Consider the following 24153-nt stretch of genomic DNA (forward strand, 5'->3'; position numbering starts at 1 on the left):
CGATGGGCGAGCGCAATCGAATCGATGTCATTTCACAGGGGCAATTCGCGCGAAATTTCTCGGAGACGGTGCCCGGACTGACGCGCAAGGCGGCAGCCGAGGAAGCGAACCGCTGTTTGTACTGCTACGATGCGCCTTGCATCAAGGCATGTCCGACGAGCATCAATATTCCGTCGTTCATCAAGCGGATCGCGACCGGCAATTTGAAAGGCGCGGCTATGACCATTATGGATTCGAATCCCGTTGGCGCCAGTTGCGCACGGGTTTGCCCGACGGAAGAGCTATGCGAAGGCGCCTGCGTGCTAAACGATGCATCCGAGCCGATCCATATCGGACTGCTGCAGCGGTACGCAACGGATTGGGCGATGGAAAGCGACGTCGCGCTGTTCCGCGCGGGGCCGTCCAACGGCAAGAAAGTCGCCGTGATCGGCGGCGGTCCTGCGGGATTGTCCGCGGCGAGGGAGCTGGCCAGGGATGGCTTTTCGGTTGTCGTATACGAGGCGAAGGATACGGCCGGCGGTTTGGACACGTACGGCATCGTTTCGTTCCGATTGCCGCAAGCGGTATCGCTATGGGAAGTGGAACAGGTCGCGAAGCTCGGCGTCGAGATCCGAACCGGCGTCAAGGTCGGTGAAGACGTGCCGGTATCCGAACTGCTCGAGCAATACGACGCTATCGTGCTAGCGGCCGGGATGGGATACGTGCCGAAGCTCGGCATCGCTGGCGAGCAGTTGTCCGGCGTGCACGACGCGATCCAATTCGTCGAGCTCACGAAATCCGGCGGGAACGCGTTGCCGGCCATCGCCGGAGCCCATGTCGCGGTCATCGGCGCCGGCAATACGGCGATCGACGCGGCGACCTGCTCGGTAAGACTCGGTGCGGCCAACGTTAAGATGATCTATCGCCGCACGCAGGAAGAGATGACCGCGTACGCGTTCGAATACGAATTCGCGAAGCAAGACGGCGTAGCATTCGAATGGCTGACGGCGCCGAGCCGTATTATCGGCGACGCAGACGGCAAAGTGACGCATCTCGAATGCGTGAAGATGGAATTGTCCGATCGCTTGGGCAAAGACGGTCGCCGGCTTCCGGTGCCGATCGAAGGTTCGGAGTATATGCTTCCCGTCGATGCCGTGATACTGGCGATCGGACAGTCGCGGCATCAAGCGTTAATAGAGAAGCTGGGGATCGCGCACGACCGGGGCATCGTTTTGATCGACGAGCAGACGCGACGGACTTCGCACCCTAACATTTATGCGGCAGGCGATATTATATTCGGATCGGGTCGAGGGGAAGCGATGGTCGTCTCCGCCGCGGAGCAAGGGAAGCGGGCGGCGCGATCGATCGCGCTGGCGTTCGCGGAACACGATTCGATCGCGATGTAACGAAGGGGAGGAGAAGCTTATGGCGGATTTACGGATCGATTTCGCGGGAATTAAGTCGCCGAACCCGTTCTGGCTCGCATCGGCGCCGCCGACGAATTCGGGCTATCAAGTGCAGCGGGCGTTCGATGCGGGCTGGGGAGGCGCGGTATGGAAAACGCTCGGCGATCCGATCATCAACACGTCGTCGCGTTTCGCCGCCGTTAACTTCAACGGCCAGCGCGTCGCGGGTTTTAACAATATCGAGCTCATTACCGATCGGCCGATCGAAGTGAATTTGAAGGAAATCTACGAGACGAAGAAGCTGTTCCCGAACCATGCGATCGTTGTTTCCCTAATGGTGGAGCCGAAGCGCGAGAAGTGGCATGAAATCGTTAAACGCGTGGAGAGCGTAGGCGTCGACGGATTGGAGCTTAACTTCGGTTGTCCGCACGGCATGGCGGAGCGGGGAATGGGCTCTGCGTCCGGACAGCAGCCCGATCTCGTCGAGATGCAGACGTATTGGGCGAAGGAAGTCGCCCGCACGCCGGTCATCGTCAAGCTGACCCCGAACATAACGGATATTACGGTCGTCGCGCGCCATGCGGTACAAGGCGGGGCGGACGCGATCAGTTTAATTAACACTATTAACAGTCTAGCCGGCGTCGACTTGGACACGTGGAATACGATTCCGCATGTCGGCGGCAAAGGCGCGCACGGCGGCTATTGCGGTCCGGCCGTCAAGCCGATCGCCCTGAGCATGGTGGCGGAATGTGCCAAAGACCCGAGGGTAGGCGTTCCCATATCCGGCATCGGCGGCATCTCTACGTGGCAGGACGCCGCGGAATTCATGCTGATGGGCGCGACCGGCGTACAGGTGTGTACGGCCGCCATGCATCATGGCTTTCGGATCGTCGAAGAGATGATCGACGGCTTAAACAACTATTTGGACGACAAAGGCATCTCATCCGTCTCTGAGCTTACCGGCAAAGTCGTCCCGAAATACTCGACATGGGGAGATCTCGACCTTAACTATCAAGTCGTGGCTAGAATCAATAACGACACGTGCATCAGCTGCAACAAGTGCTACATCGCTTGCGAGGACACTTCGCACCAGTGCATCGATCGCATTACGGACGAGACGGGACGCGCGAAGCTTCGCGTTCGGGAGGAGGATTGCGTCGGCTGCAACTTATGCGCGATCGTCTGCCCGGTGGACGGCGCGATCGATATGATCGAAGTGGCCGCGGTATCTGCGCCGATGACTTGGAACGATCGGCAGAGGGCGCTAACCCGAATGAACGAATCCGAATCGAATAGGGAGGTAGTCTAATGACGCGCAAATGCATTAAGAACGGAACGATCGTAACCGCATCCGACACGTTCTTCGGCGACATTCTCGTCGATGACGGCATCATCGTCATGATCGGCGTGGATTTGGACGCGGAGGGCGCGGAAATCGTGGATGCTTCGGGTTGCTACGTTTTCCCCGGGGGAATCGACCCGCATACCCATCTCGACATGCCGTTCGGCGGAACGGTGACGATCGACGACTTCGAGAGCGGAACGATCGCGGCTGCCTATGGCGGTACGACGACGATCGTCGATTTCTGCTTGACGACGAAGGGAAAGCCGCTGGCTTCCGCCGTTAATGCGTGGCATGCCAAGTCCAAAGAGAAAGCCGTAATCGACTACGGCTTCCACCTGATGGTGTCCGAGGTGACGGACGACGTCTTATACGAGCTTCCGAAAATGATCGAGGAAGAAGGCATCACGTCGCTCAAAGTGTTCATGGCTTACAAAAACGTGCTTCAAGCGGATGACGGCACGTTGTACCGGACGCTGCTGCTCGCCAAAGAGCATGGCGCGCTCGTCATGGTGCATGCCGAGAACGGAGATGTCATCGATTATTTAGTGAAACAGGCGCTATCGCTCGGACAGACCGACCCGATCTACCATGCGCTGACGAGGCCGCCGGAGCTGGAAGGAGAAGCAACCGGACGCGCCGCCGGACTTACGGGCTTGGCCGACTCCCAGCTGTACGTCGTGCATGTCACGTGCGCACAAGCGGTTAACGCCATCGCCGAGGCGCGCATGAAAGGCTTGCGCGTATTTGGCGAGACGTGCCCGCAATATTTGACGCTCGACCGCACCTACCTCGAACGGCTGGATTTTGAAGGCGCCAAATACGTCTGGTCCCCGCCGCTTCGCGAACCGGAGCATCAGCAAGCGCTTTGGGACGCGTTATGGAACGGTCAATTGCAGACGGTCGGCTCCGACCAATGTTCCTTCAACTTCAAAGGACAAAAGGAGCTAGGGCGCGGCGATTTCTCCAAAATTCCTAACGGCGGACCGACGATAGAAGATCGGTTTAGCCTATTGTACTCGGAAGGCGTGCGCAAAGGGAGGTTGACGCTCCATAAGTTCGTCGATGTCGTCTCGACGACTAGCGCGAAGCTGTTCGGGTTATTCCCGCAAAAAGGAACGATCGCGATCGGCAGCGACGCGGACATCGTTATTTTCGACCCGATGATCGAACGGACGCTTTCCGCGGCAACTCACCACATGAAGGTAGACTATAACGCTTTCGAAGGGATGCAGGTCGTCGGCGAGCCGGTTTCGGTACTCGTGCGCGGCGAATTCGTCATCCGAAACAAGACGTTCGTAGGCAAACCGGGAAGCGGTCAGTATTTGCACCGCAAGCGGTTCGGCGAACAGCATAAGCTGCCGGCGGTTCCTTCTAACGGCTACGCGATCACCTAAATCGAATATTCCGGGGGGATTACATTGTCCGCATACGCCGAATATGTATCGGAGAGACGCCAAGTGGACGCCTTGATCGCCGACGGTTATGCCATTACCGGCGCGGGCGAGGATTTGGATGGCATGCATCTGTATTTTACGAAAGTAACGGAAGAAACGGTCGAAGAAAACGAGTTGCTTCAAGTTCCCGCCGAATCCCGAGCGACCGTCCATACCGCGAAGCTGCTACTTTTAAATCCCGACGCTCGCAAATACGTCTCCATGCTCGTGTTCGACGCTCAGCGCAAAGCAGAAGGATCGTAGACTTCCCGCTATCAAAGTAACGATCGACATCAAAATAGACTATCCCCGATCGATCATTACGATCGATCGTCGGGATAGTCTTTTTCGCGTCGTATATACGTGCAAGCTTCGACGGATTTTCCACGGCTTTGACAATCATGTTACAATATAGGAGCATAACCGCTAGTTGGACAAGGGAGAGTTAGAGATGGCCGGCAGCCTATACAGACCGCTGGAAGCAGGGTTAGTCGCGCTTAAGCTCGGGCTAACGTCGTTCGGCGGACCGATCGCGCACATCGGCTATTTCCGGCGCGAATACGTCGAGCGCAAAGGTTGGCTCACGGACGAGGCGTTCGGAGAGCTGACGGCGCTATGCCAGTTTTTACCCGGACCGGCGAGCAGCCAGCTCGGTATCGCGATCGGTATTCGACGCGCCGGCATGCTGGGCGGAATAGCCGCTTGGTTAGGCTTCACCCTACCTTCCGCGCTATTGCTCGTCTTCTTCGCAATCGCCATGAACGGCCACGATTATACCGACGCCGGATGGCTTCACGGGCTGAAACTCGCCGCGGTCGCCGTCGTCGCGCAGGCGGTGTGGAGCATGGGACGAACGCTCGCGCCCGACCGTCCTCGCATCGCGATGGCCGTCGCTACGGCTAGTATCGCCTTGTTATGGCCCGGAGCGCTAGGTCAAATCGTACCGCTTCTTCTATGCGGAATAGTCGGAGCCTATCTCCTCCAACCCGGAGCGGCTAGCAAGACCGAATCCTTCCATTCGGGAATGAAAAGTTGGACCGCAACTTTATGCCTCATCTTATTCGTACTTTTATTAATCGCGTTACCTTTGCTTGCCGCATGGCATGATAACGTTAGGCTTCAATTGGCAGACATCGGCTATCGCGCCGGATCTCTCGTATTCGGAGGCGGCCATGTTGTATTGCCGATGCTTCACGAGGAGACCACCGGACTCGGGCTCGTGTCCGATCAGCAATTTTTGGCCGGTTATGGCGCGACGCAAGCCGTACCGGGCCCGCTGTTCACGTTTTCCGCTTACATCGGCGCCGTATCCGCTTCCGGAACGGAAGGCCTATTGCGCGCCGCGATCATGCTTGTATCCATCTTTTTGCCGTCATACCTGATTGTTGCCGGCGTGTTGCCCTACTGGACGCGGCTAAGCGCCCATCGCCGTACGCGAGCGTTCGTCGGCGGCGTCAATGCTGCCGTCGTCGGCTTATTGCTGGCGGCGCTATATTCGCCCGTATTCTCGAGTACGGTCGCAACGGCAACGGATTTCGTCATCGTCCTAATTGGATTCGTCCTGCTTGCTAACTGGCGTTGTCCGCCCTGGCTAATCGTCCTACTCGCCGCCGTAATCGGCTGGATCGTATATTCGTGAGGTGAACCGATATGAACAACGAGAAAATATTAATCATTGAAGACGAGGATTCCATCGCGAGAATATTGCAATTGGAGCTCGAGCACGAGAGCTATGTCGTCGGCCGCGCGGCAGATGGCCGTACCGGTCTGGAGATGGCCGTGACCGGCGAATGGAATCTCATCTTGCTGGACGTCATGCTGCCCGAGCTAAACGGGATCGAGGTGCTACGCCGCCTGCGGCAAAACGACCGCGCCGTTCCCGTCATTTTGCTGACGGCCAGAGATACCGTGCCGGATAAAGTGAGCGGCTTCGAGCATGGCGCCAACGATTACATTACGAAGCCGTTCGCGATGGAGGAGCTGCTCGCGCGGGTTAGAAACCTGTTGCGTATTTTCCAAGCGTCGCGCGAAGGGGAGAACGAGGACGTGCTGCGCATCGGCGACTTGTCCATCGAGCTGCTGACCCGCAAAGTATACCGCAAAGACCATTCGATCGATTTGACGCCGCGCGAGTTCGAGTTGCTGCTTTACTTGGCGCGCCACAAAAACGCGGAGAAGACGAGGGACGAAATTTTGTCCGACGTCTGGGGCTACGAATATATCGGGGATACGAACGTCGTCGACGTGTACATTCGGTATTTGCGTCAAAAGATGGACAAGGGCTACCGCCATAAGCTTCTGCATACGGTTCGTGGCGTAGGTTACATGCTGAAGGAGCCGGATGCATGACCCTTCGTTCGCGGTTTACGTTATTTACCGTATTCTGGTTAATATTCATATTGATCTTGTATAACGTATTCGTCTATTTCTTCGTCATCCGCGTTACGACGCGGGGCGAACTGGCGATCATGACGAACAAGACGAATTTAGTGCTCGATACGCTCAAACAGCAGAGCATGCGGGGCTACGAGGATCCGAAGCTGCTGTACGACTTGTACAACCCCAACGAGATGATGCGTATCGTTACAGTCGATCAACGCGTCGTTAACCAAGTCGGCGACAAGGAGCTGCTCTCTTTGCCGCCGATTCCTAGAACGTCCACGCTGTCGGAGACGCGGCAAATTAACGGTCAGCGCTTCATTTACTTAGCCGTGCCGTTGTTCGACAAAGGCCAGTTTCTCGGAACGCTCGAAGCGGCTCGCCGGCTCACGGTACTCGACGGTTACTTGCAAATCTTAGTCGGCGCGCTAAGCGTCACGAGCATCGGCGCCATCGTATTCGCGATATTCGGTACGTTCTGGTTCACCTCGAGGCTTACTGGACCGATCGGCCAAATGGTTCAGACGATGCGCGAGATCGACCGAAGCGGCAAGCTGCAAGTCGTTAAGCTCGGCGGACGTGAGGAGTCAGTCGAACTCCAGCAGCTCGTCCGAGCGTTCAATCAGATGATCGAAAAGCTCGACCGCACGATCGAGCACCAGAAGCATTTCGTGGCGGACGCTTCTCACGAGTTGAAGACGCCGCTTACCGTTATTTCCAGCTATGCGGACATGTTGAAGCGGTGGGGAAGGGACAACGCGGAAGTCCGGGACGAAGCGATCGAAGCGATCTCCAAGGAGACGCAGCGGCTGCAAAATCTGATCCATTCGATGCTTACGCTCGCCGAAGCGGAACAAGACGCTTGGCTTAACGTGTCCAGATTCGACGTGTTCGGAGTCATTCGGGAGCTGTCGGAGACGCTCGGCATAACGTTCCAGCGGGAAATTCGGGTTCATTCCGACGGCAACGCGACCAAGGTGACGATGCGCGGGGATAAAGACAAGCTTCGGCAGTTGCTTATGATCTTGATCGACAACGCGATCAAGTACAGCAAGGAACCGATCGACGTGCGCGTTCGCGCCAACAAAAACATCATTAAGTTCGAAGTGACGGACTACGGGATCGGCGTGCCGGAGAACGAGATCCCGTATTTGTTCGAGCGGTTTTACCGCGTGGATGATGCCCGCAGGCGCACGACCGGCGGCAGCGGGCTAGGGCTATCGATCGCGAAGAAGATCATCGATTTGCACGAGGGTAAAGTCGAAGTGTACAGCAAGCCCGGCAACGGTACGACGATATCGATCCAATTGCCGCGAAACTTATAACGAACGCAAAAAACCGGCATCATCGGATTTCCCGATTTTTCCGGTTTTTGCATGCAACCTTATGGTAATGCTAATGTTAATTACAGTACACGACGAGCGGTAATGTAATGGGACTTCCAATAGCTGTTGTTCATGTTCGAGTAAGTTACGCCCGGTGCGCCGTAAGTGTGGAGCACTTTGCCGCTTCCGGCATACACGCCGACATGGCTGACTTTACCCGGCGTTCTGACGCTGAAGAAGACGAGATCGCCTTTTTTCAAGTTAGCTTTGGCTACTTTATAGCCTCTCTTAGCTTGGGAGCTGGATACGCGAGGCAGCTTGATGCCGTATTTGCCGTAAATATATTGCGTGAAGCTCGAGCAGTCGAAGGAAGAAGTCGAACCCGACGGAGCTCCGAAACGGTATTTCACGCCGAGATATCTTTTGCCGAGTTTGACGATGTTGTCTGCTTTAGTAGCCGCCGACGCGGGCTGAGCTTGTACAAGGGCGAGGCCTGTGAAACCGATGACTGCGCTAAGGCTGACCGTAAGCACTTTGCGGACGAGTGTATGTTTGAAGTTCATGTTGTTATTCCCCCGTTTTGTGTAGTGTTCGTGTCGCATGAACCGAGTATAGCAGAATGCCGATTACCTAACGTTTCCCAAAGAGAGAAAAAAGAGTGTTATCATTGCGTTTGGAGCGCTTTCTTAGAATCGAATGAGAAATCTCTCATTTCCGGTAACGGGATTGAAAAGCCGTGTTTCCGGCATTTTTGCGTTGTCGTGCGCCATACGCTTGCTCGCAAACGTCTATGTAGATAAGATAAAGAAGAGACAAGCAAGAGCGAAGGAGGGGCGCAAGTCCCATGAAAATGAGAGTGTCCGCCGTACAGTTTCAGTTGCAGGATTGCGAGAGCTTCTCGGAATTCGCGGATCAAGTTACGCATTACGTGCGCAACGCCTCGGAATACGGCGCTGAATTCGTGTTGTTCCCCGAGTTCGTTACTACGCCTTTGCTAGCGATCGGCGACGGTTCCGGTCACGGACAATCGATAGAGAAGCTGGCCGAATATACGGAGTCTTACCTAGCTTTATTTAGCGAATTAGCAACAGAATACGGCATGTACATTATCGGGGGCACCCACGTTACGAAACGGGGCGACCGGTTGCGCAACTCCGCTTTCCTGTTTAAGCCGGACGGGACATACGAGACGCAAGACAAGCTTCATATTACGCCGACGGAGAAAGAAGCATGGAACGTTGAACCCGGAGACGGGGTGCAAGTATTCGATACGCCGTTCGGGACGATCGGATTGCTGACCTGCTACGACATTGAGTTCCCCGAAATCGTACGTATGGTAAGAGCGAAAGGGGCGGACGTTATTTTCTGTCCTTCTTGCACGGACGATCGTCACGGTTTCTATAGAGTTCGTTATTGTTGTCATGCGCGCGCGGTTGAAAATCAAGTGTATATCGTCACGACCGGCACCGTCGGCTCGTTGCGCAAAGTCGATTTCATGAGAGCGAATTACGGCCAAGCCGCCGTCATAACACCCAACGACATTCCTTTCCCGCCTCGCGGCATCATGTGTGAAGGCGAGATTAACGCGGATATGCTCATTACCGCGGACTTGGATTTGACTTTGCTCGAGGACGTGCGCAAGGCCGGTTCCGTGACGACGTGGCGGGATCGCCGCACCGATCTGTATACCGATTGGACGTAGGATTTTGGGACGAGCATAATGGAAGGGTTGTGACGTTCACGTGTGGAAAACGTTCAGGGTGACGGACGGCGAGCGAACGCTCCCGGTCACGATTCGCAACTATACCGGCGAGGATTTCGCGAGCTTGATCGCCTTGCAGGCGGAATGTTTCCCTCCGCCGTTTCCCTCGGAGCTATGGTGGAACGAGGAGCAGTTGAACGAGCACGTGACGCGATTCCCCGAAGGCGCGTTGTGCGCGGAAATCGAAGGGCGAATCGTTGGTTCGATGACCGGATTACGAATACATAGCGAGCAGGTAGTCAAGCACGATTGGGCTTCGATAACCGACGACGGTTACATTCGAAATCATCAATCCGACGGCGAGACATTGTACGTGGTCGATATTTGCGTGGCGCCCGCGTATCGCCAATTCGGCTTGGGCAAATGGCTTATGCAATCGATGTACGAGACGGTCGTCCATCTCGGTTGCGACAGATTGCTCGGGGGCGGTCGCATGCCCGGTTACCGGGCCGTATCGGATCGATTATCGCCGGAACAATACGTGGCGCAAGTCGTCCAAGGCACTTTGCGGGACCCGGTGCTTACGTTTTTGCTCCGATGCGGCCGCATGCCGGTCGGCATTGTCGCGGATTATTTGGAGGACGAGCAGTCCGCCAATTACGCGGCGTTAATGGAATGGCGCAATCCCTTTAAGCACATTTGAACAAATCAGCATATAGAGGAGACCTGTTGAGATGGACTACATTCGCGTAACTTCGATCGAAGATCCGTATTTTACGGCCATGCATGCAATGATGAGGAAAATTTTCCCGCCGGAGGAAGTGCTGGCGTTCGAATTATGGAAGGAGCCGATCGCGGATCCGTCGATTCACGTGTACGTAGCCGTATTGGACGGGGAAGTCGTAGGAGCGACGGAATACCGGTATTACCCGGAGCTGCGCGTCGCCATGACCGATTTCACGATCATCAGCGCGCTAAGCAAAGGGATCGGCAGGTTTTTGTTCGTGGAAAGGCAAAAAGATATCGTGCGTTTGCAGACCGCATCGGGAACGGTCGCGATCGGTATGTTCGCGGAAATTTACAACCCTCACGCAACGTCGAGCTTCTCGTTCGGCGACGTTCTGGCGATGCATCCGGCGGTTCGCCGCGAGGTGCTCTCGCACTTGGGTTATCGTAAGCTCGATTTGGAGTACGTGCATCCTTCATGGGATCACGAAGGCAAAGCGGTTACCGAGCTGGACTTGAGCTTCCTCCCGGCGGACAACAAGCTAACGCATATTCCGGCCGCTCTCGTATCCGAGTTCCTTCGTCAATATTACGAAGCGCTTCCTAATAAGCCGAAGGAATGGCTTAAGATGATTGCGGAGCTCGACGCGCGGGAAACCATTGACCTGATGCCCCTGTAAGCTTGACCTTGCTGTATAATCGGAAATGACGCGAAGGAGAAAGCGATGCGCATCACGATAATAGGAAACGGCGATTCGATGGGAACGCCGAGAATATATTGCGAGTGCGAGGTATGCACGGAAGCGAGAACGTCGGGAATCAATCGGCGTTATCGCTCTTCCGCATGGCTCGAGATAGAGGGACAAGCCCCGTTGCTGCTTGATTGCGGTCCGGATTGGCGGGCGCAAATGGAAGGGCTTGGGGTGCGGCGCGTAGAGCAAGCGTTAATCACGCACGCGCATATCGATCATATCGCCGGTTTGACCGACTGGGCGGATAACTGCAGATGGCTGGGCGAGACGTCGCGGATGTACGCGCCGCAAGAGGTACTGGATCAGATCGGGGTCAGGTACCCGTGGGTAGGCCATCAATTAGAGATGATCGCGAACGACGAGGGTTTGGACTTTGGTCCATGGACGATTCGGGCCTGGAAAGTGAATCACGGCAAGAACGGTCATGCCTACGCTTACCGGTTCGACAACCGTTCGACCGGACAAGCATGGGCTTACTGTTCGGACGCGATTAACTTAACCCCGGAGCAGTTGGAGCCGTTGCATGGACTCGAGCTGCTTGTTCTGGGAACTAGCTTCGTGGAGGAGCCGTATCCGATGGAGACGCGTTCCGTATATGACATGCGAGAGGGAGTATCGTTGGCGGAGAAGGTGCGAGCCAAGTCGGTCGTATTCACGCACTTGTCTCATGACGTGGACGTGCGGAAGGCGTACGGACTGCCGGCTAACGTGAAGCTCGCAGCTGCAGGCATGACGATAGTGCTATAAGCCGAAGCCGCTCAGTCGCGGCTTCGGATGACGAGCAGCAAACCGCTGGCGATCGTAACCGTACCAGATGGCTGATCCAGCACGTTGCTAATGCCGATCGACTGGCCGATCCGGATCGTCGCGTCGTTAAGCGGATACAAGAAGCCTTGCAGCGTAATGCCGGTAACGGCTTCGGTCAATGGAAGCAACGATACATAAGGATACCGGGAATCGACGGTTAACCGTACGGTATGCTCGCAAAGACTAATTTCATTGTGGTCGTCGATCAAGCGCAGGCTGCAACCCAGCTCCTGCGCTTGTTTAAGTAGATGAACATTGGCTAAGCTATGGTCGAAGCGCGTGCCGAGCGCGCCGATCATATCGATGTCGCGCAAGCCGCGGTTTACGGCTTCGCGGAATGCAAGCTCCGTGTCGGACCAATCTTTGTCGATCGCATCGAAAGATATGACCTCGTCGGCCGCGTCGCGAATGGCTTGGAGCTGCCCGTCCGCAATAGAGTCGAAATCGCCGACGGCGACCCGCATGCGGTATCCGTGCCGCGCTATAAATTCGGCGCCGCGGTCAGCGCCTATCAAGGTTGTATAGTCGGACAAGCGATCGAGCGCCCAAGCGCCTAGGTTTCCGCCGGTTACGATCAAAGTACGAGAATGTGCGGGGACGGACACAAATTACACCCTTTTCTGCGGAATTTATCGTGAGCTTCGTTGATGCCTTCCCTTAATCACTTTAGTATAACGGGAAAAAGAGCGTTGCGGAACATCCGGACATGCCGCTACAATGAGAAAGGATTGGCATTATTCGACATCGATCGGGAAACTCGGGGGTTGTAGCGTTGGAATGGGACGTCTTTCATATTTTTAGCTTGATCGGAACGATCGCATTCGCCGTCAGCGGCGCGATCGTGGCTATGGAAGAGGAATATGATATTTTAGGCGTATTCGTGCTAGGTCTTGTCACCGCGTTCGGCGGAGGCGTCATACGGAATTTGCTCATCGGCGTTCCGGTCACGACGCTATGGAGCCAGGGGCTGTTTTTAAAGACGGCGGGTATATCCATTCTTATCGTGTTCTTGTTGCCGATTGATTGGATTCATCACTGGAAAAAGGGAGAGGCGTTCTTCGACGCGATCGGACTAGCCGCTTTCGCCATCCAAGGCGCGTTGTACGCGGTTCAGGTGCACTTGCCGATCAGTGCGGTCATGGTAGCGGCCATGCTGACCGGTATCGGCGGAGGGATGGTTCGAGACGTCATGGCGGGCCGCAAACCGCTCGTGCTCCGGGACGAGATTTATGCCGTATGGGCGATCATGGCTGGTTTGGCCATCGGGATAGGCACTTTGCAAAAGCCGTGGGAGCTATTCACTTTATTCATCCTCGTCGTACTATTCCGGATGTTGTCGGTTTATTATAAATGGAAGCTTCCGCGCAGGTCGTTGCATTCGGCCAAGCGAAACGAGGCAGGAGGGGAATCATGAGTTATTCCGTACTGTTTGTGTGCTTAGGCAACATATGCCGTTCTCCGATGGCGGAAGCGGTATTCCGCGACGTTGTCCGCCGCGAAGGACTCGAAGACCGGATTACGGTCGATTCGGCCGGCACCGGCGATTGGCATATCGGTCATCCGCCGCACGAAGGAACCCGTAAGCTGCTGGATCGTTTCGGCATCTCGTACACGGGCATGAAAGCCAGGCAGATCGCCAAGGCGGACGGCGAACGGTTCGATTTGATCGTGGCGATGGATACGCGCAACGAACGCGACATAAGGGAGATGCTGGGCGTCTCCGCGCAGTCGCAAGTTATCCGGTTTCTGTCGCTGATGCCGGAGCAAGGACTCGCGGACGTACCGGATCCGTACTACTCCGGTAACTTCGACGAAGTATACGAGCTCGTGAAGGCGGGCTGCGAGAAGCTGCTCGCTTATGTGAAGGAGCGGTTGGCGAATGGGTGACGCGCAGGCTAACGGTCAACCGAACGCGCCGTTGCCGTTAAGCTTCGCGCGCATGCAAATCGTTCCCGAGGCCGAGCTGACGCGCCGCGTCGAGACGGTGAAGGTGTTGAAGGAGCAAGACGGGGAGTTGTATCGTCTAGCGAAAGATTCGGAAACGGGAGAGCATTACTTGCACTACGCGGTATACCACTTGAACATAGCCGGCGGTGGTGCGGAGGAGCACTATCATCATCTTATGCCGCTTGCGCACGACGAGGTTATCGCTATGGCGCTTGGCGCCCCCTGGCCTTCGTACCCTTCCGAATGGCAGAATGCGTATTTGCGCAACGGGCCGCATGGCGGCTTCGTTTGGTACGACCCGGGCGGAGGCGCCTTGGACGAAGCGGTCTACGAAGATGCCGCTGCCATGCTTCGGGAGCAGCTGCTTGAATTCCGCCGGTCGGGGGAAGGCGGCGAGGAAGCTATTCGCCGCTTGTTCGATACGATCGATCGCAAGCTTCCGCCCGAACCGGAACGTTGATTCATAACCCTATTCGAATACCGGAGCATTCGGCCCGAGGAAGGCGCCGAGCGCATCCGGTATTTCTTTTTGCCAAAAACCCCACTTATGTTCCCCGTCTTTTTCCGAGTAGACCAGCTTCGCCCCTCTAGCCTGAAGCTCGCGGCGCGCCGTGCGGTTCAAGGAAACGAAGTCGAAGACGCCGCGGTCGGTTTCGTACGCGTCCTCCTGAAGACCAACCGTCATCCACACGCGTAGCTGCGAGAGCGAGGACGCCGATGTTAATTGCGCGATCGAACAATCGTAATAGGCGCCGGATAAGCTGATGATACGGTTGAACAGCGTCGGGTATTGCAGCGCGATCGAAAGCGATACGGTGCCGCCTAACGAATCCCCGGCAAGCACTCGCTCGTCCGGCTCGTTACGAACCGGATAATGCGACTCTACCCAAGGCACTAATTCTTCCGAGAAAAATTTCACGTAATTCGCATGGCGCTCTCCGTCGGGGGAGTACTCGGACGTGCGCAGTTTTTTGTCCACGTCTACGCCTACGATAATGAACGGCTCCCAGCCTTCTTCGATAATAAGGCGCTGCGCCTGCGTGGCGATTCGGCCGAAATTGAAAAAATCTTCGCCGTCTTGGCAATAGACGACGGGGTAGCTGATCCATTGCTGGAATCCCGGCGGCAAATAAACTCGCAACGACCGGGTTTGCTCCGGTAAATAATGGCTGGAAATGTCGTGTCTGACGATCGTTCTTTTGAATAATAAGTTGTCGCTCAATGGGCGAACCTCCTTCGAAGGTATGGGAAAACTCGGCTATGGGCAAACCAATTGGAGACTGAGGTGAACGAAGTGTATTACTTTGTTATATAAAATTAACAACCCTGTTATACAAACATTAAATCCGAAGAAGCTATATAAATAAAGGTTTTTTCGGACTTTTTCTTTGACCAAACCAGTTAAACAGGGATATAATAATTCTATAACAGAAAGCCCTCTTCCACAATTCAAGATGAGGTGAACCTTAATGAGCAAAGTATCATTGGAAGCACCGGTTAACCAAACCGCCGGTCGCGCAGCACACGAAGTATGGTCGGAGAATGTCGTTCCGCTACAAGTATTGTCTCCTGAAGGAGAAGTCGTCAACGCGGAGCGTATGCCGAAGCTAACCGACGATCAATTGAAAGAAATCATGTACCGCATGGTATTCACCCGCACTTGGGACGACCGTGCAGTTAACTTGGGCCGCCAAGGACGTCTCGGCTTCTACGCGCCGGTATCTGGACAAGAAGCGACCATGGTCGGAAGCGAGTACGCATTAACCAAAGAAGATTTCGTCTGCCCGGGCTACCGCGACATGCCGCAGCTCGTATGGCACGGATTGCCTTTGTACCAAGCGTTCTTGTATTCGCGCGGACACCAGCACGGCGGACAAATTCCGGAAGGCGTTAACGTTCTGATGCCGCAAATTATTATCGGCGCGCAAATCCTGCACGCTACCGGAGTCGCGATGGCGTTCAAGCTGAAAGGCGAGAAGCGCGTTGCGATCACGTACACGGGAGACGGCGGTTCCTCCGAGGGCGACTTCTACGAAGGTCTTAACTTCGCGGGCTCGTTCAAGCTTCCGGTCATCTATTTCGTGCAAAACAACGGATACGCCATCACGACGCCTTACGCGAAGCAGACGGGCGCGCAATCGATCGCCCACAAAGCGCTCGCAGCCGGCATTCGCGGTCTTCAAGTCGACGGAATGGACGTGCTTGCGGTAATTTCCGCGGTACAAGAAGCGGCGGAGATCGGTCGCAACGGCGGTGGCGCTACGCTGATCGAAGGCTTGACTTACCGGTTCCGTCCTCACTCAATGGCGGACGATACGACGAAATACCGCACGAAGGACGAAGAGGCGGAATGGAGCTTGAAAGATCCGCTCGTGCGCTTCGGCAAGTATTTGGAGAAAAAAGGACTATGGACGGAAGAAGATACGGCGCGCGTCAAAGAAGAAGCGAAGAACGCAGTGAACGAGCACATCAAAAAAGCCGAGCAAACGGAGAAAATGACCGTTAACGGCCTTATCGATTCGATGTTCGAACATACGCCTCCGCATCTCGAAGAGCAAAAAGCCGATTTCCAATAAACTGTTTGACGGGAGAGTAGACACAGCATGGCTCAGATGAATATGAAAGAAGCGATCCGCGACGCGATGCGCGTCGAGCTGAAGAACGACCCTAGCGTTATCGTGTTCGGCGAAGACGTCGGCAAAGTAGGCGGCGTATTCCGCGCGACGGAAGGCCTGCAAGGCGAATTCGGCGATACCCGCGTATTCGATACGCCGCTGGCCGAATCCGCTATCGGCGGTCTCGCCGTCGGACTAGGCATTCAAGGCTTCCGCCCCGTGGCGGAGATCCAATTCGTCGGCTTCATCTACGAAGCGATGGACCAAATGTTCATTCAAGCGGCGCGCATGAGATACCGTTCCGGCGGACGTTATAATTCGCCGATCGTATTCCGCACTCCGTTCGGCGGCGGCGTTAAAGCGGCCGAGCTGCATACCGATTCCTTGGAAGGCCTTGCGATCCAAACGCCGGGAATCAAAGTTATCGTTCCTTCCAACCCTTACGACGCGAAAGGCCTGCTCGTATCGGCCATCCGCGATAACGATCCGGTCTTCTTCATGGAGCACTTGAACTTGTACCATGCATTCCGCGACGAAGTTCCGGAAGAAGCGTACACGGTTCCGATCGGCAAAGCGAAAGTCGTCCGCGAAGGCAAAGACATTACGATCATCGCGTACGGATTGATGGTTCATACCGCAATGAAAGCAGCCGAAGAGCTCGAGAAAACCGGCGTATCCGCCGAAGTCATCGATCTTCGCACGCTGCTACCGCTCGATATCGACACGATCGTCGCGTCGATCCAAAAGACGAACCGCGCGATCGTCGTCCAAGAAGCGCAAAAAACGTCTGGCGCCGCCGCGGAAATTATCGCTCAAATTAACGAAAAAGCGATTTTACATCTGGAAGCACCGGTACTTCGCTGCGCCGGTCCGGATACGGTGTATCCGTTCGCGCAAGTGGAAGACGCATGGTTGCCGTCTACGGCACGCATCGTGAAAACGGCTAACCAGGTGCTGCAGTTCTAAATAGGTGAGAGTTTGACTTTGTCAAACTCCGATGTCAGGAGGATTCCAGGTGGCCAGATTCGAATATCGGTTCCCGGAGCTAGGCGAAGGGCTGCACGAAGGCGAAATCGTCAAAATGCACATCGCGCCCGGCCAAACGGTAACGGACGAAGATATTATTATGGAAGTTCAGAACGACAAAGCGATCGTAGAAGTCCCGTGTCCGGTTAACGGCAAAGTGACCGAAGTTCGCGCCAAAGACGGACAAGTCATGCACGTAGGCGACATCGTCGCAATCATTGAAGCGGAAGGCGAAGTTCCTGATCAAACGCCTTCGGAAGATTCCCATGCGCAAGCTTCCGGCGGCGCGTCCGGCAACAGCGCGGTGGGCGGAGCGGATACGACAGGCCAGCCTGCTCAAGAAGCGGCGGCTCCTTCGGTAGCGAGTTCTCCCGCAGCTACTCAACCGGCCGCCAGCAACGCCGTCGTGCTCGCAACGCCAAGCATTCGCAAGCTCGCTCGCGAAAAAGGCGTCAACATCGGCCAAGTATCCGGCAGCGGCAAGAACGGACGCATTACGCGCGAAGACGTGCTCGGCTTCACGGGCGGCGCAACTGCTGCGGCGTCGGCGGGAGCTGCTCCTGTAGCCGAAGCGACGGCATCTGCGCCTGCCGCATCGGCAGCGCCGAAAGCCGGCGGACCGGTCGGCCAAGGCGTCGAAGAGCGCGTGCCGTTCAAGGGCATTCGCAAAGCGATCGCTAACGCGATGGTCAAATCGGTTTACACCGCGCCTCACGTTACGCTTATGGACGAAGTGGACGTATCCGGTCTCGTCGCATTGCGCAACCGCGCGAAGCCGATCGCCGAGAAGAAGGGCGTCAAGCTGACTTACCTTCCGTTCATCGTTAAAGCGCTCGTAGCGGCATGCCGCGAATTCCCGGCTATGAACGCCATGATTGACGAAGCGGCTAACGAAATTGTCTACAAAAAGTACTACAACATCGGTATCGCTACCGATACGGACAACGGTCTGATCGTTCCGGTCATCTTCGATGCCGACCGCAAAAATATCTGGTCCGTTGCTAACGAGATCCGCGATCTCGCCGTCCGCGGTCGCGATGGCAAGCTATCCGGAGCAGAACTTAAAGGCAGTACGATCTCGATCACGAACATCGGCTCCGCCGGAGGCATGTTCTTCACGCCGGTCATCAACTTCCCTGAAGTCGCTATTCTTGGCACGGGCCGCATCACGGAGAAGGCGATCGTTAAGAACGGCGCGATCGTTGCCGCTCCTATGATGGCATTGTCGCTAAGCTTCGACCATCGCATTATCGATGGCGCGACGGCTCAGAACTTCTTGAACTACATCAAACAGCTACTCAGCGATCCTGAGCTGCTCGTAATGGAGGTTTAATTCATGGTTGTCGGAGATGCTTCTCTGGATATAGATTTGCTAGTCGTTGGCGCAGGCCCTGGCGGTTACGTAGCCGCTATCCGCGCTGCTCAGCTCGGACAAAAAGTCATGATCGCGGACAAAGGCAAATTCGGCGGCGTCTGCTTGAACGTAGGCTGTATTCCGTCGAAGGCGCTTATTAACGCCGCTCACCACTACGAAGCGATGCAACACGCGGACGACTTCGGCTTGTCGGCCGAAAGCGTCAAAGTCGACTTCACCAAAGTGCAATCTTACAAATCGTCCGTCGTTAACAAAATGACCGGCGGCGTGGAAATGTTGCTCAAAGCGAACAAGGTGCAAATGTTCAACGGCGAAGTCATGTTCATCAACGATACCGAAGCGCGTCTGTTCAACGATCAAGAAGCGCCTCGCTATCGGTTTAAAAACTGCATCATCGCGACCGGGTCCCGCCCGATCGAGCTGAAGCCTTTCCCGTTCGGCGGCCGCATTCTGTCTTCGACCGAAGCGCTGTCTTTGCCGGAATTGCCTAAGAGCCTTGTCGTTATCGGCGGCGGCTACATCGGCATCGAGCTCGGCCAAATGTACGCGAAGTTCGGCACGCAAGTTACGGTGCTCGAAGGCGCGGACACGATTTTGCCTGGCTTCGATAAAGATATGAGCCAGCTCGTCGTGAAGAAGCTGAAAAAGACGAACGTCGAGATCGTTAACGGCGCGCTTGCCAAAGGCGCAACGCAGACGGACAAAGACGTTACCGTTACGTACGAAGTCGGCGGAGAGCAGAAGACGGTTACGGCCGATTACTTGCTCGTTACCGTAGGCCGTCGTCCGAACACGGACGGCGAGCTCGGCCTTGATCTCATCGGCGTAAAAGTCGGCGAGCGCGGACTTATCGAAGTCGACGACCAATGCCGGACGAACATCCCGCACATCTACGCGATCGGCGATATCGTTCCAGGCGCGGCGTTGGCGCACAAAGCTTCTTACGAAGCGAAAGTCGCGGCGGAAGCGATCGCGGGTCTTCCTTCGAAAGTCGATTACAAATGCATTCCTGCCGTAGCCTTCTCCGATCCGGAGTGCGCAAGCGTCGGTTACACCGAGAAGGAAGCTAAGGAAAAAGGCCACAACGTGAAGTCCAGCAAGTTCCCGTTCGGCGGCAACGGCCGCGCGGTAACGCTGAACGGCGCGGATGGATTCCTTAAAATCATTCACGACGTCGATAACGGCCTCGTTCTCGGCGCACAAATCGCCGGCGTGGAAGCGTCGAACATGATCGCCGAGCTCGCTCTCGCGATCGAGATGGGCGCGACGATCGAGGATATCGCGCTTACGATTCACGCGCATCCTACGCTTGCGGAAATTACGATGGACGCGGCGGAGCTCGCTATGGGCCACCCGATCCACACGATCGCGCCTAAATCTTAATTTTTTTCTAACCTTGCACCTCTCTAGCGCTCGGCGACGTAGTCGTCCGAGTCTGGGAGGTGCATATTTTATAAAGAAGCCCCGAACAGGAGTGAAGTGCGATGAGAGAAGACGCGAACCCGATTCCGGTCAGTCAATCCCGGTCGATAATGACCGAGCTCGTGTTTCCTACGGATACGAACCATCACGGCACGATGTTCGGAGGCACGGTCATGAAATACATCGATAAAATATCGGCGATCGCGGCCATCCGGCATTGCCGCAAGCCTGTCGTTACCGCTTCGACGGACAGCATGGATTTCGTATCCCCGATCCGCATGGGAGAAGCGGTCGAGCTGGAGGCGTTCGTCACTTGGACGCACCGCAGCTCCATGGAAGTGTACGTCGTCGTTCGCGCCGAAAATTTGTTCACCGGCGAACGGCGGGTGACGGTCACGGCCTTTTCCACCTTCGTCGCTTTGAACGAGCAGGGCAAGCCTACGGCAGTGCCTCCGGTTATGCCGGGCAACGATCAAGAGCGCAAGCTGCACGACAGTGCGCCGGAGCGTCATGCGCTTCGGATGAAGCGACGACAAGAGCGGTTCTCGACGGCCGATTCGGAAACAACAGACGATGACCGCAAATTGTGATACAATATCCGATATTGAATATCGAATCGACGGGGTGTATTCCTTTTGCGCAATTATTTGGATTTGCTTCAAGACGTATTGGATAACGGCACGGAAAAGTCCGACCGCACGGGCACCGGCACGCTGTCGGTATTCGGCAGGCAGCTTCGTTTCGATCTGAGCAAAGGCTTTCCGCTCGTCACGACGAAGCGCGTGCATTTGAAATCGGTCGTCCACGAGCTGCTATGGTTCATTAGCGGCGACACGAACATTCGCTATTTGAAGGACAACAAAGTTTCCATTTGGGACGAGTGGGCGGACGAGAACGGCGATCTCGGACCGGTATACGGCTCGCAATGGCGCGCGTGGGAGACGCCGGACGGTCGTAAGATCGATCAGCTTGCCCAAGTCGTAGAGAGCATTAAACGCAATCCCGACTCCCGCAGACATATCGTCAGCGCTTGGAACGTATCCGTCATAGACGAGATGAAGCTTCCGCCTTGCCACTTCGTGTTCCAATTTTACGTCGCCAACGGCAAGCTGAGCTGCATGCTTACGATGCGTTCGATCGACACGTTCCTAGGTTTGCCGTTCAATATCGCTTCGTACGCGCTGCTTACGCATATGATCGCGCAGCAATGCGATCTAGAAGTAGGTGAATTCATCTGGTCCGGCGGCGATACTCACATCTACAGCAACCACATGGAGCAAGTGAAATTGCAGTTGACGAGAGAGCCGCTCCCGTTGCCGCAGCTTCGTATACTCCGCAAACCCGAGTCGATTTTCGATTACAAATTCGAAGACTTCGCGTTCGAAGGATATGAGCATCATCCAGCGATTAAAGCGCCGGTAGCGGTGTAAATTCGCTTCGATATCAAACCATTCGCAAGACTGCTTTCACAGCCCGACAACGGGTTGAACGAGCAGTCTTGTTTTTATTTCCGGAACCTTCAAACCGAATCGCCTAAGCTTCCGTTACCTTAGGTGATGGATATTATTCGGAAGGGGATCGGCTGAAGGATGAGGATAAGAGGTAGGCTGTTGACGACCGGAATGCTCGCTTTGAGTTTAATGACGGTGCCATGGGTAGCGCAGGCGGAGGAGGCTGCTCCCGCGAGTCCGAATGCGGCGATGACGACGAATGCGCCTACGATCGCTGCGGAGCTTGGCGTGCTTAAGGGCGACGGGCAAGGAGTAACCGCGGCTTATTTGTCGAAGTCGACGACAAGGATGCAAGCGGCGATACTCTATTTGCGGTTGCTGGGCAAAGAAAAGGATGCTTTAGCGGAGAAAGGTACCGATACGTTCTCGGATGCGGGGACGGCGGGCAAATCGAACGCGCCGATTTTGGCATTTTTGAAGAGTCATCCGGAATACGGCTGGAGCGGTACGGGCGGTAACAAATTCGAGCCTAACGGGTTGGTTACCTCCCAGCAGCTGTACAAAGTGATGCTAGAGGCGTTGGGCTACCGTTCCGGCACGGACTTCGACTATAAAGACACGCTGGTGTTCGCGGCATCCAAAGGCTTAAGTCGCGCCGCAACCGCTACGCCGTTCAAAAACAGCGATTTGGCTACTGCGTTAATCGAGACGCTTCAGACGATGACCAAGACCGGAGGAAAGACGCTCGTCGCCCAATTGGTCGAACTGAAAGTCGTTACGGCCGATCAAGCGGCGAAGCTTAACGTCGGACGCATCGATGTTCGCAAGGCGACTGACGGTTCGTCGTATTTGACGGACGGCAAGGGCATGGCGCTCTATCTGTTCACGAAAGATACGGCGGATGTTAATTCATGCGTCGGCCAATGCTTGGCGAACTGGCCGGTCTTTTACTCGGATGCGATCCTGTTGGCGAACGGGCTGAGCGGTTCCGATTTTGGGTCGTTCGTTCGTGCCGACGGAGCGAAGCAATTAACTTACAAAGGTTGGCCGCTTTATTATTTCGTTAAGGATACGAAAGCCGGCGACGTGAACGGCGAAGGCATAGGCAACGTTTGGTATTTGATCAAGCAGCCGTTCTATACCGTCGGTTTGGGCACGGATCCAAAGCTTGGAAATTATTTGGTCGACAGTAACGGGAAATCACTGTATTATTTTGACAAAGACCCAATCGGGGCAAGCGAATGCTCGGGTGACTGTCTCGCGAAGTGGCCGGCCTTCCACGCGGATGCTATCCAAGTCCCGAAAGGCTTGAACGCGAAAGATTTCAGCGAAATTACGCGCGAGGACGGCACGAAGCAGACGACTTTCAAGGGCTATCCGCTCTATTATTTCTTCCAGGATACGAAGCGCGGTGAAGTGAAAGGGCAGGGGTTAGGTACGGTCTGGTATGTCATCGATCCTGCGACCTTCGCGGGAACGAAGACCGGCTTGGCGCAGCCTGCCAAAGTTACGGTCGAGATGAAAGATTACGCCTTCCAGCAGGCCGACATTACGGTCAAAGCGGGTACGCCGATCGAGTTCATTAACCGGGACGAGGACATGAAGCATAACGCCGTCGCGGTTAACGGAGCATTCGGAACACCGCTCTTGGAACAAGGTCAGACGACGATCATCACGCTGACGAAGCCTGGAGTCTACGAATACTACTGCGAAGCCCATAAGTCGTTCATGAAAGGAAAGATAACCGTTCAATGACAAGAACGACATCCGGTAGATGGATCGCGATGATGACGATTGCGCTAATCCTGTTTGCCATGACCGCTTGCGGTAATAAAAATACGAATGATACTTCCGCCAGCCCTATCGCCACTCATTCCGCTTCGCCTGCTGGAGATGATGCTTCCGCTTCTCCGACATCATCGGCTTCCGAGTCGCCATCGCCGTCGGCATCGGAATCCCCATCCCCGTCGGCATCGGAATCCCCATCCCCATCGGCATCGGCTACTGCTTCTCACGAGGTGGAGCATGAACATGGCGATGACGATTCACCGAGCGCTTCGGCTTCCGCATCCGCGACTCCGTCCGAATCTCCGTCGCCGTCGCCATCGGCCTCGAACGATTCGGGAGACGATGATGCATCCAAGGAAGTGGTCGTGGAGATCAAAGGCTATGCCTTCTCGACGGCTGACCTGAAGATCAAGAAAGGCACGACGGTCACCTTCATTAATCGCGATAAAGTCAAGCATTCCGCGACCGCGGACGACGGTTCTTTCGATACCGGGTTGATCGCGCAGGACGAATCGGCGCAAGTTAAATTCGATACCGTCGGAACGTTTACGTATTTTTGCAAACCGCACAATTATATGACCGCGACGATCACGGTGACGAAAGATTGAATATCGGCGGACAGGGAACGATCCCTGTCCGTCTGTTCGATTTAAAGACAGATGAGAAGCAAGGAGA

At 55.5% G+C, this 24153-nt stretch carries 25 protein-coding genes; 22 read left to right on the forward strand and 3 right to left on the reverse strand.

Going from position 1 to position 24153, the window contains the following annotated elements:
* The first annotated feature begins 2 nt into the window (after positions 1-2).
* The 7 genes from ACFPQ4_RS21065 (at position 3) to ACFPQ4_RS21095 (ending at position 7867) form a co-directional block, all read left to right on the forward strand.
* Positions 3-1385 (forward strand): NAD(P)-dependent oxidoreductase, encoded by a 1383-nt coding sequence (locus tag ACFPQ4_RS21065; RefSeq protein WP_378113871.1) that lies wholly within the window; start codon positions 3-5, stop codon positions 1383-1385.
* Between the two features lie 19 nt (positions 1386-1404).
* The gene (gene preA / locus ACFPQ4_RS21070; protein WP_378113872.1) at positions 1405-2694 is read left to right on the forward strand and encodes an NAD-dependent dihydropyrimidine dehydrogenase subunit PreA; all 1290 of its coding nucleotides are present in this window, start codon (positions 1405-1407) and stop codon (positions 2692-2694) included.
* Positions 2694-4124 carry a dihydropyrimidinase gene (gene hydA / locus ACFPQ4_RS21075; RefSeq protein WP_378113873.1) on the forward strand — a complete coding sequence of 477 codons (1431 nt, stop codon included), beginning with the start codon at positions 2694-2696 and terminating at the stop codon, positions 4122-4124. Before preA ends, hydA begins: the two co-directional genes overlap by 1 nt.
* Before the next feature lie 24 nt (positions 4125-4148).
* Positions 4149-4427: a hypothetical protein gene (locus ACFPQ4_RS21080; protein ID WP_378113874.1), complete on the forward strand. Its 279-nt coding sequence runs from the start codon at positions 4149-4151 to the stop codon at positions 4425-4427.
* A 187-nt stretch (positions 4428-4614) separates the two neighbouring features.
* Positions 4615-5802, forward strand: a complete 1188-nt coding sequence (gene chrA, locus ACFPQ4_RS21085; protein ID WP_378113943.1) for a chromate efflux transporter — start codon at positions 4615-4617, stop codon at positions 5800-5802.
* Positions 5803-5813: 11 nt separating this feature from the next.
* Entirely contained in the window at positions 5814-6512 is a 699-nt protein-coding gene (locus ACFPQ4_RS21090) for a response regulator transcription factor (RefSeq protein ID WP_378113875.1), read from the forward strand.
* A complete protein-coding gene (locus ACFPQ4_RS21095; protein WP_378113876.1) occupies positions 6509-7867 on the forward strand; it encodes a HAMP domain-containing sensor histidine kinase in 1359 nt (452 codons plus the stop codon). Before ACFPQ4_RS21090 ends, ACFPQ4_RS21095 begins: the two co-directional genes overlap by 4 nt.
* Before the next feature lie 80 nt (positions 7868-7947).
* On the opposite strand, the gene ACFPQ4_RS21100 is transcribed toward ACFPQ4_RS21095, so the two are convergent.
* Entirely contained in the window at positions 7948-8430 is a 483-nt protein-coding gene (locus ACFPQ4_RS21100) for a C40 family peptidase (RefSeq protein ID WP_378113877.1), read from the reverse strand.
* Positions 8431-8711: 281 nt separating this feature from the next.
* On the opposite strand from ACFPQ4_RS21100, the gene ACFPQ4_RS21105 reads away from it, so the two are divergent.
* The 4 genes from ACFPQ4_RS21105 to ACFPQ4_RS21120 are packed head-to-tail and all read left to right on the forward strand — an operon-like array spanning position 8712 to position 11794.
* Complete coding sequence (locus ACFPQ4_RS21105; protein ID WP_378113878.1) at positions 8712-9569, forward strand: carbon-nitrogen hydrolase family protein; 858 nt, start codon at positions 8712-8714, stop codon at positions 9567-9569.
* Between the two features lie 40 nt (positions 9570-9609).
* Positions 9610-10272 carry a GNAT family N-acetyltransferase gene (locus ACFPQ4_RS21110; protein ID WP_378113879.1) on the forward strand — a complete coding sequence of 221 codons (663 nt, stop codon included), beginning with the start codon at positions 9610-9612 and terminating at the stop codon, positions 10270-10272.
* Between the two features lie 31 nt (positions 10273-10303).
* Complete coding sequence (locus ACFPQ4_RS21115; protein ID WP_378113880.1) at positions 10304-10975, forward strand: GNAT family N-acetyltransferase; 672 nt, start codon at positions 10304-10306, stop codon at positions 10973-10975.
* Between the two features lie 45 nt (positions 10976-11020).
* A complete protein-coding gene (locus ACFPQ4_RS21120; RefSeq protein WP_378113881.1) occupies positions 11021-11794 on the forward strand; it encodes an MBL fold metallo-hydrolase in 774 nt (257 codons plus the stop codon).
* A gap of 11 nt (positions 11795-11805) precedes the next feature.
* Here the strand turns inward: ACFPQ4_RS21120 and ACFPQ4_RS21125 are convergent, their stop codons facing one another.
* A complete protein-coding gene (locus tag ACFPQ4_RS21125; protein WP_378113882.1) occupies positions 11806-12459 on the reverse strand; it encodes a thiamine diphosphokinase in 654 nt (217 codons plus the stop codon).
* Positions 12460-12626: 167 nt separating this feature from the next.
* Here ACFPQ4_RS21125 and ACFPQ4_RS21130 point away from each other — a divergent pair, with 167 nt between their 5' ends.
* The 3 genes from ACFPQ4_RS21130 to ACFPQ4_RS21140 are packed head-to-tail and all read left to right on the forward strand — an operon-like array spanning position 12627 to position 14261.
* Positions 12627-13268 (forward strand): trimeric intracellular cation channel family protein, encoded by a 642-nt coding sequence (locus tag ACFPQ4_RS21130; protein ID WP_378113883.1) that lies wholly within the window; start codon positions 12627-12629, stop codon positions 13266-13268.
* Positions 13265-13741, forward strand: a complete 477-nt coding sequence (locus ACFPQ4_RS21135; RefSeq protein ID WP_378113884.1) for a low molecular weight protein-tyrosine-phosphatase — start codon at positions 13265-13267, stop codon at positions 13739-13741. The genes ACFPQ4_RS21130 and ACFPQ4_RS21135 overlap by 4 nt, the downstream gene beginning before the upstream one ends.
* Entirely contained in the window at positions 13734-14261 is a 528-nt protein-coding gene (locus tag ACFPQ4_RS21140) for a hypothetical protein (protein ID WP_378113885.1), read from the forward strand. Before ACFPQ4_RS21135 ends, ACFPQ4_RS21140 begins: the two co-directional genes overlap by 8 nt.
* A 9-nt stretch (positions 14262-14270) precedes the next feature.
* Here the strand turns inward: ACFPQ4_RS21140 and ACFPQ4_RS21145 are convergent, their stop codons facing one another.
* The gene (locus ACFPQ4_RS21145; RefSeq protein WP_378113886.1) at positions 14271-15023 is read right to left on the reverse strand and encodes an alpha/beta hydrolase; all 753 of its coding nucleotides are present in this window, start codon (positions 15021-15023) and stop codon (positions 14271-14273) included.
* Between the two features lie 247 nt (positions 15024-15270).
* Here ACFPQ4_RS21145 and pdhA point away from each other — a divergent pair, with 247 nt between their 5' ends.
* The 8 genes from pdhA to ACFPQ4_RS21185 all read left to right on the forward strand — a co-directional run bounded on the left by pdhA (position 15271) and on the right by ACFPQ4_RS21185 (position 24086).
* A complete protein-coding gene (gene pdhA / locus ACFPQ4_RS21150) occupies positions 15271-16377 on the forward strand; it encodes a pyruvate dehydrogenase (acetyl-transferring) E1 component subunit alpha (protein ID WP_378113887.1) in 1107 nt (368 codons plus the stop codon).
* A 27-nt stretch (positions 16378-16404) separates the two neighbouring features.
* Positions 16405-17382, forward strand: a complete 978-nt coding sequence (locus ACFPQ4_RS21155) for an alpha-ketoacid dehydrogenase subunit beta (RefSeq protein ID WP_378113888.1) — start codon at positions 16405-16407, stop codon at positions 17380-17382.
* Between the two features lie 49 nt (positions 17383-17431).
* Positions 17432-18775 (forward strand): dihydrolipoamide acetyltransferase family protein, encoded by a 1344-nt coding sequence (locus ACFPQ4_RS21160; RefSeq protein ID WP_378113889.1) that lies wholly within the window; start codon positions 17432-17434, stop codon positions 18773-18775.
* A gap of 3 nt (positions 18776-18778) precedes the next feature.
* Positions 18779-20200, forward strand: a complete 1422-nt coding sequence (gene lpdA / locus ACFPQ4_RS21165; protein WP_378113890.1) for a dihydrolipoyl dehydrogenase — start codon at positions 18779-18781, stop codon at positions 20198-20200.
* Positions 20201-20301: 101 nt separating this feature from the next.
* Positions 20302-20829, forward strand: coding sequence for an acyl-CoA thioesterase (locus ACFPQ4_RS21170; protein WP_378113891.1), 528 nt, complete (start codon positions 20302-20304; stop codon positions 20827-20829).
* Positions 20830-20874: 45 nt separating this feature from the next.
* Entirely contained in the window at positions 20875-21669 is a 795-nt protein-coding gene (gene thyA, locus ACFPQ4_RS21175) for a thymidylate synthase (RefSeq protein WP_378113892.1), read from the forward strand.
* A 159-nt stretch (positions 21670-21828) separates the two neighbouring features.
* Complete coding sequence (locus ACFPQ4_RS21180) at positions 21829-23445, forward strand: plastocyanin/azurin family copper-binding protein (RefSeq protein ID WP_378113893.1); 1617 nt, start codon at positions 21829-21831, stop codon at positions 23443-23445.
* Positions 23442-24086 carry a plastocyanin/azurin family copper-binding protein gene (locus ACFPQ4_RS21185; protein ID WP_378113895.1) on the forward strand — a complete coding sequence of 215 codons (645 nt, stop codon included), beginning with the start codon at positions 23442-23444 and terminating at the stop codon, positions 24084-24086. Before ACFPQ4_RS21180 ends, ACFPQ4_RS21185 begins: the two co-directional genes overlap by 4 nt.
* Positions 24087-24153 lie beyond the last annotated feature (67 nt).

The sequence above is a fragment of the Cohnella yongneupensis genome (assembly GCF_042655785.1).
Lineage (GTDB): Bacteria > Bacillota > Bacilli > Paenibacillales > Paenibacillaceae > Cohnella > Cohnella yongneupensis.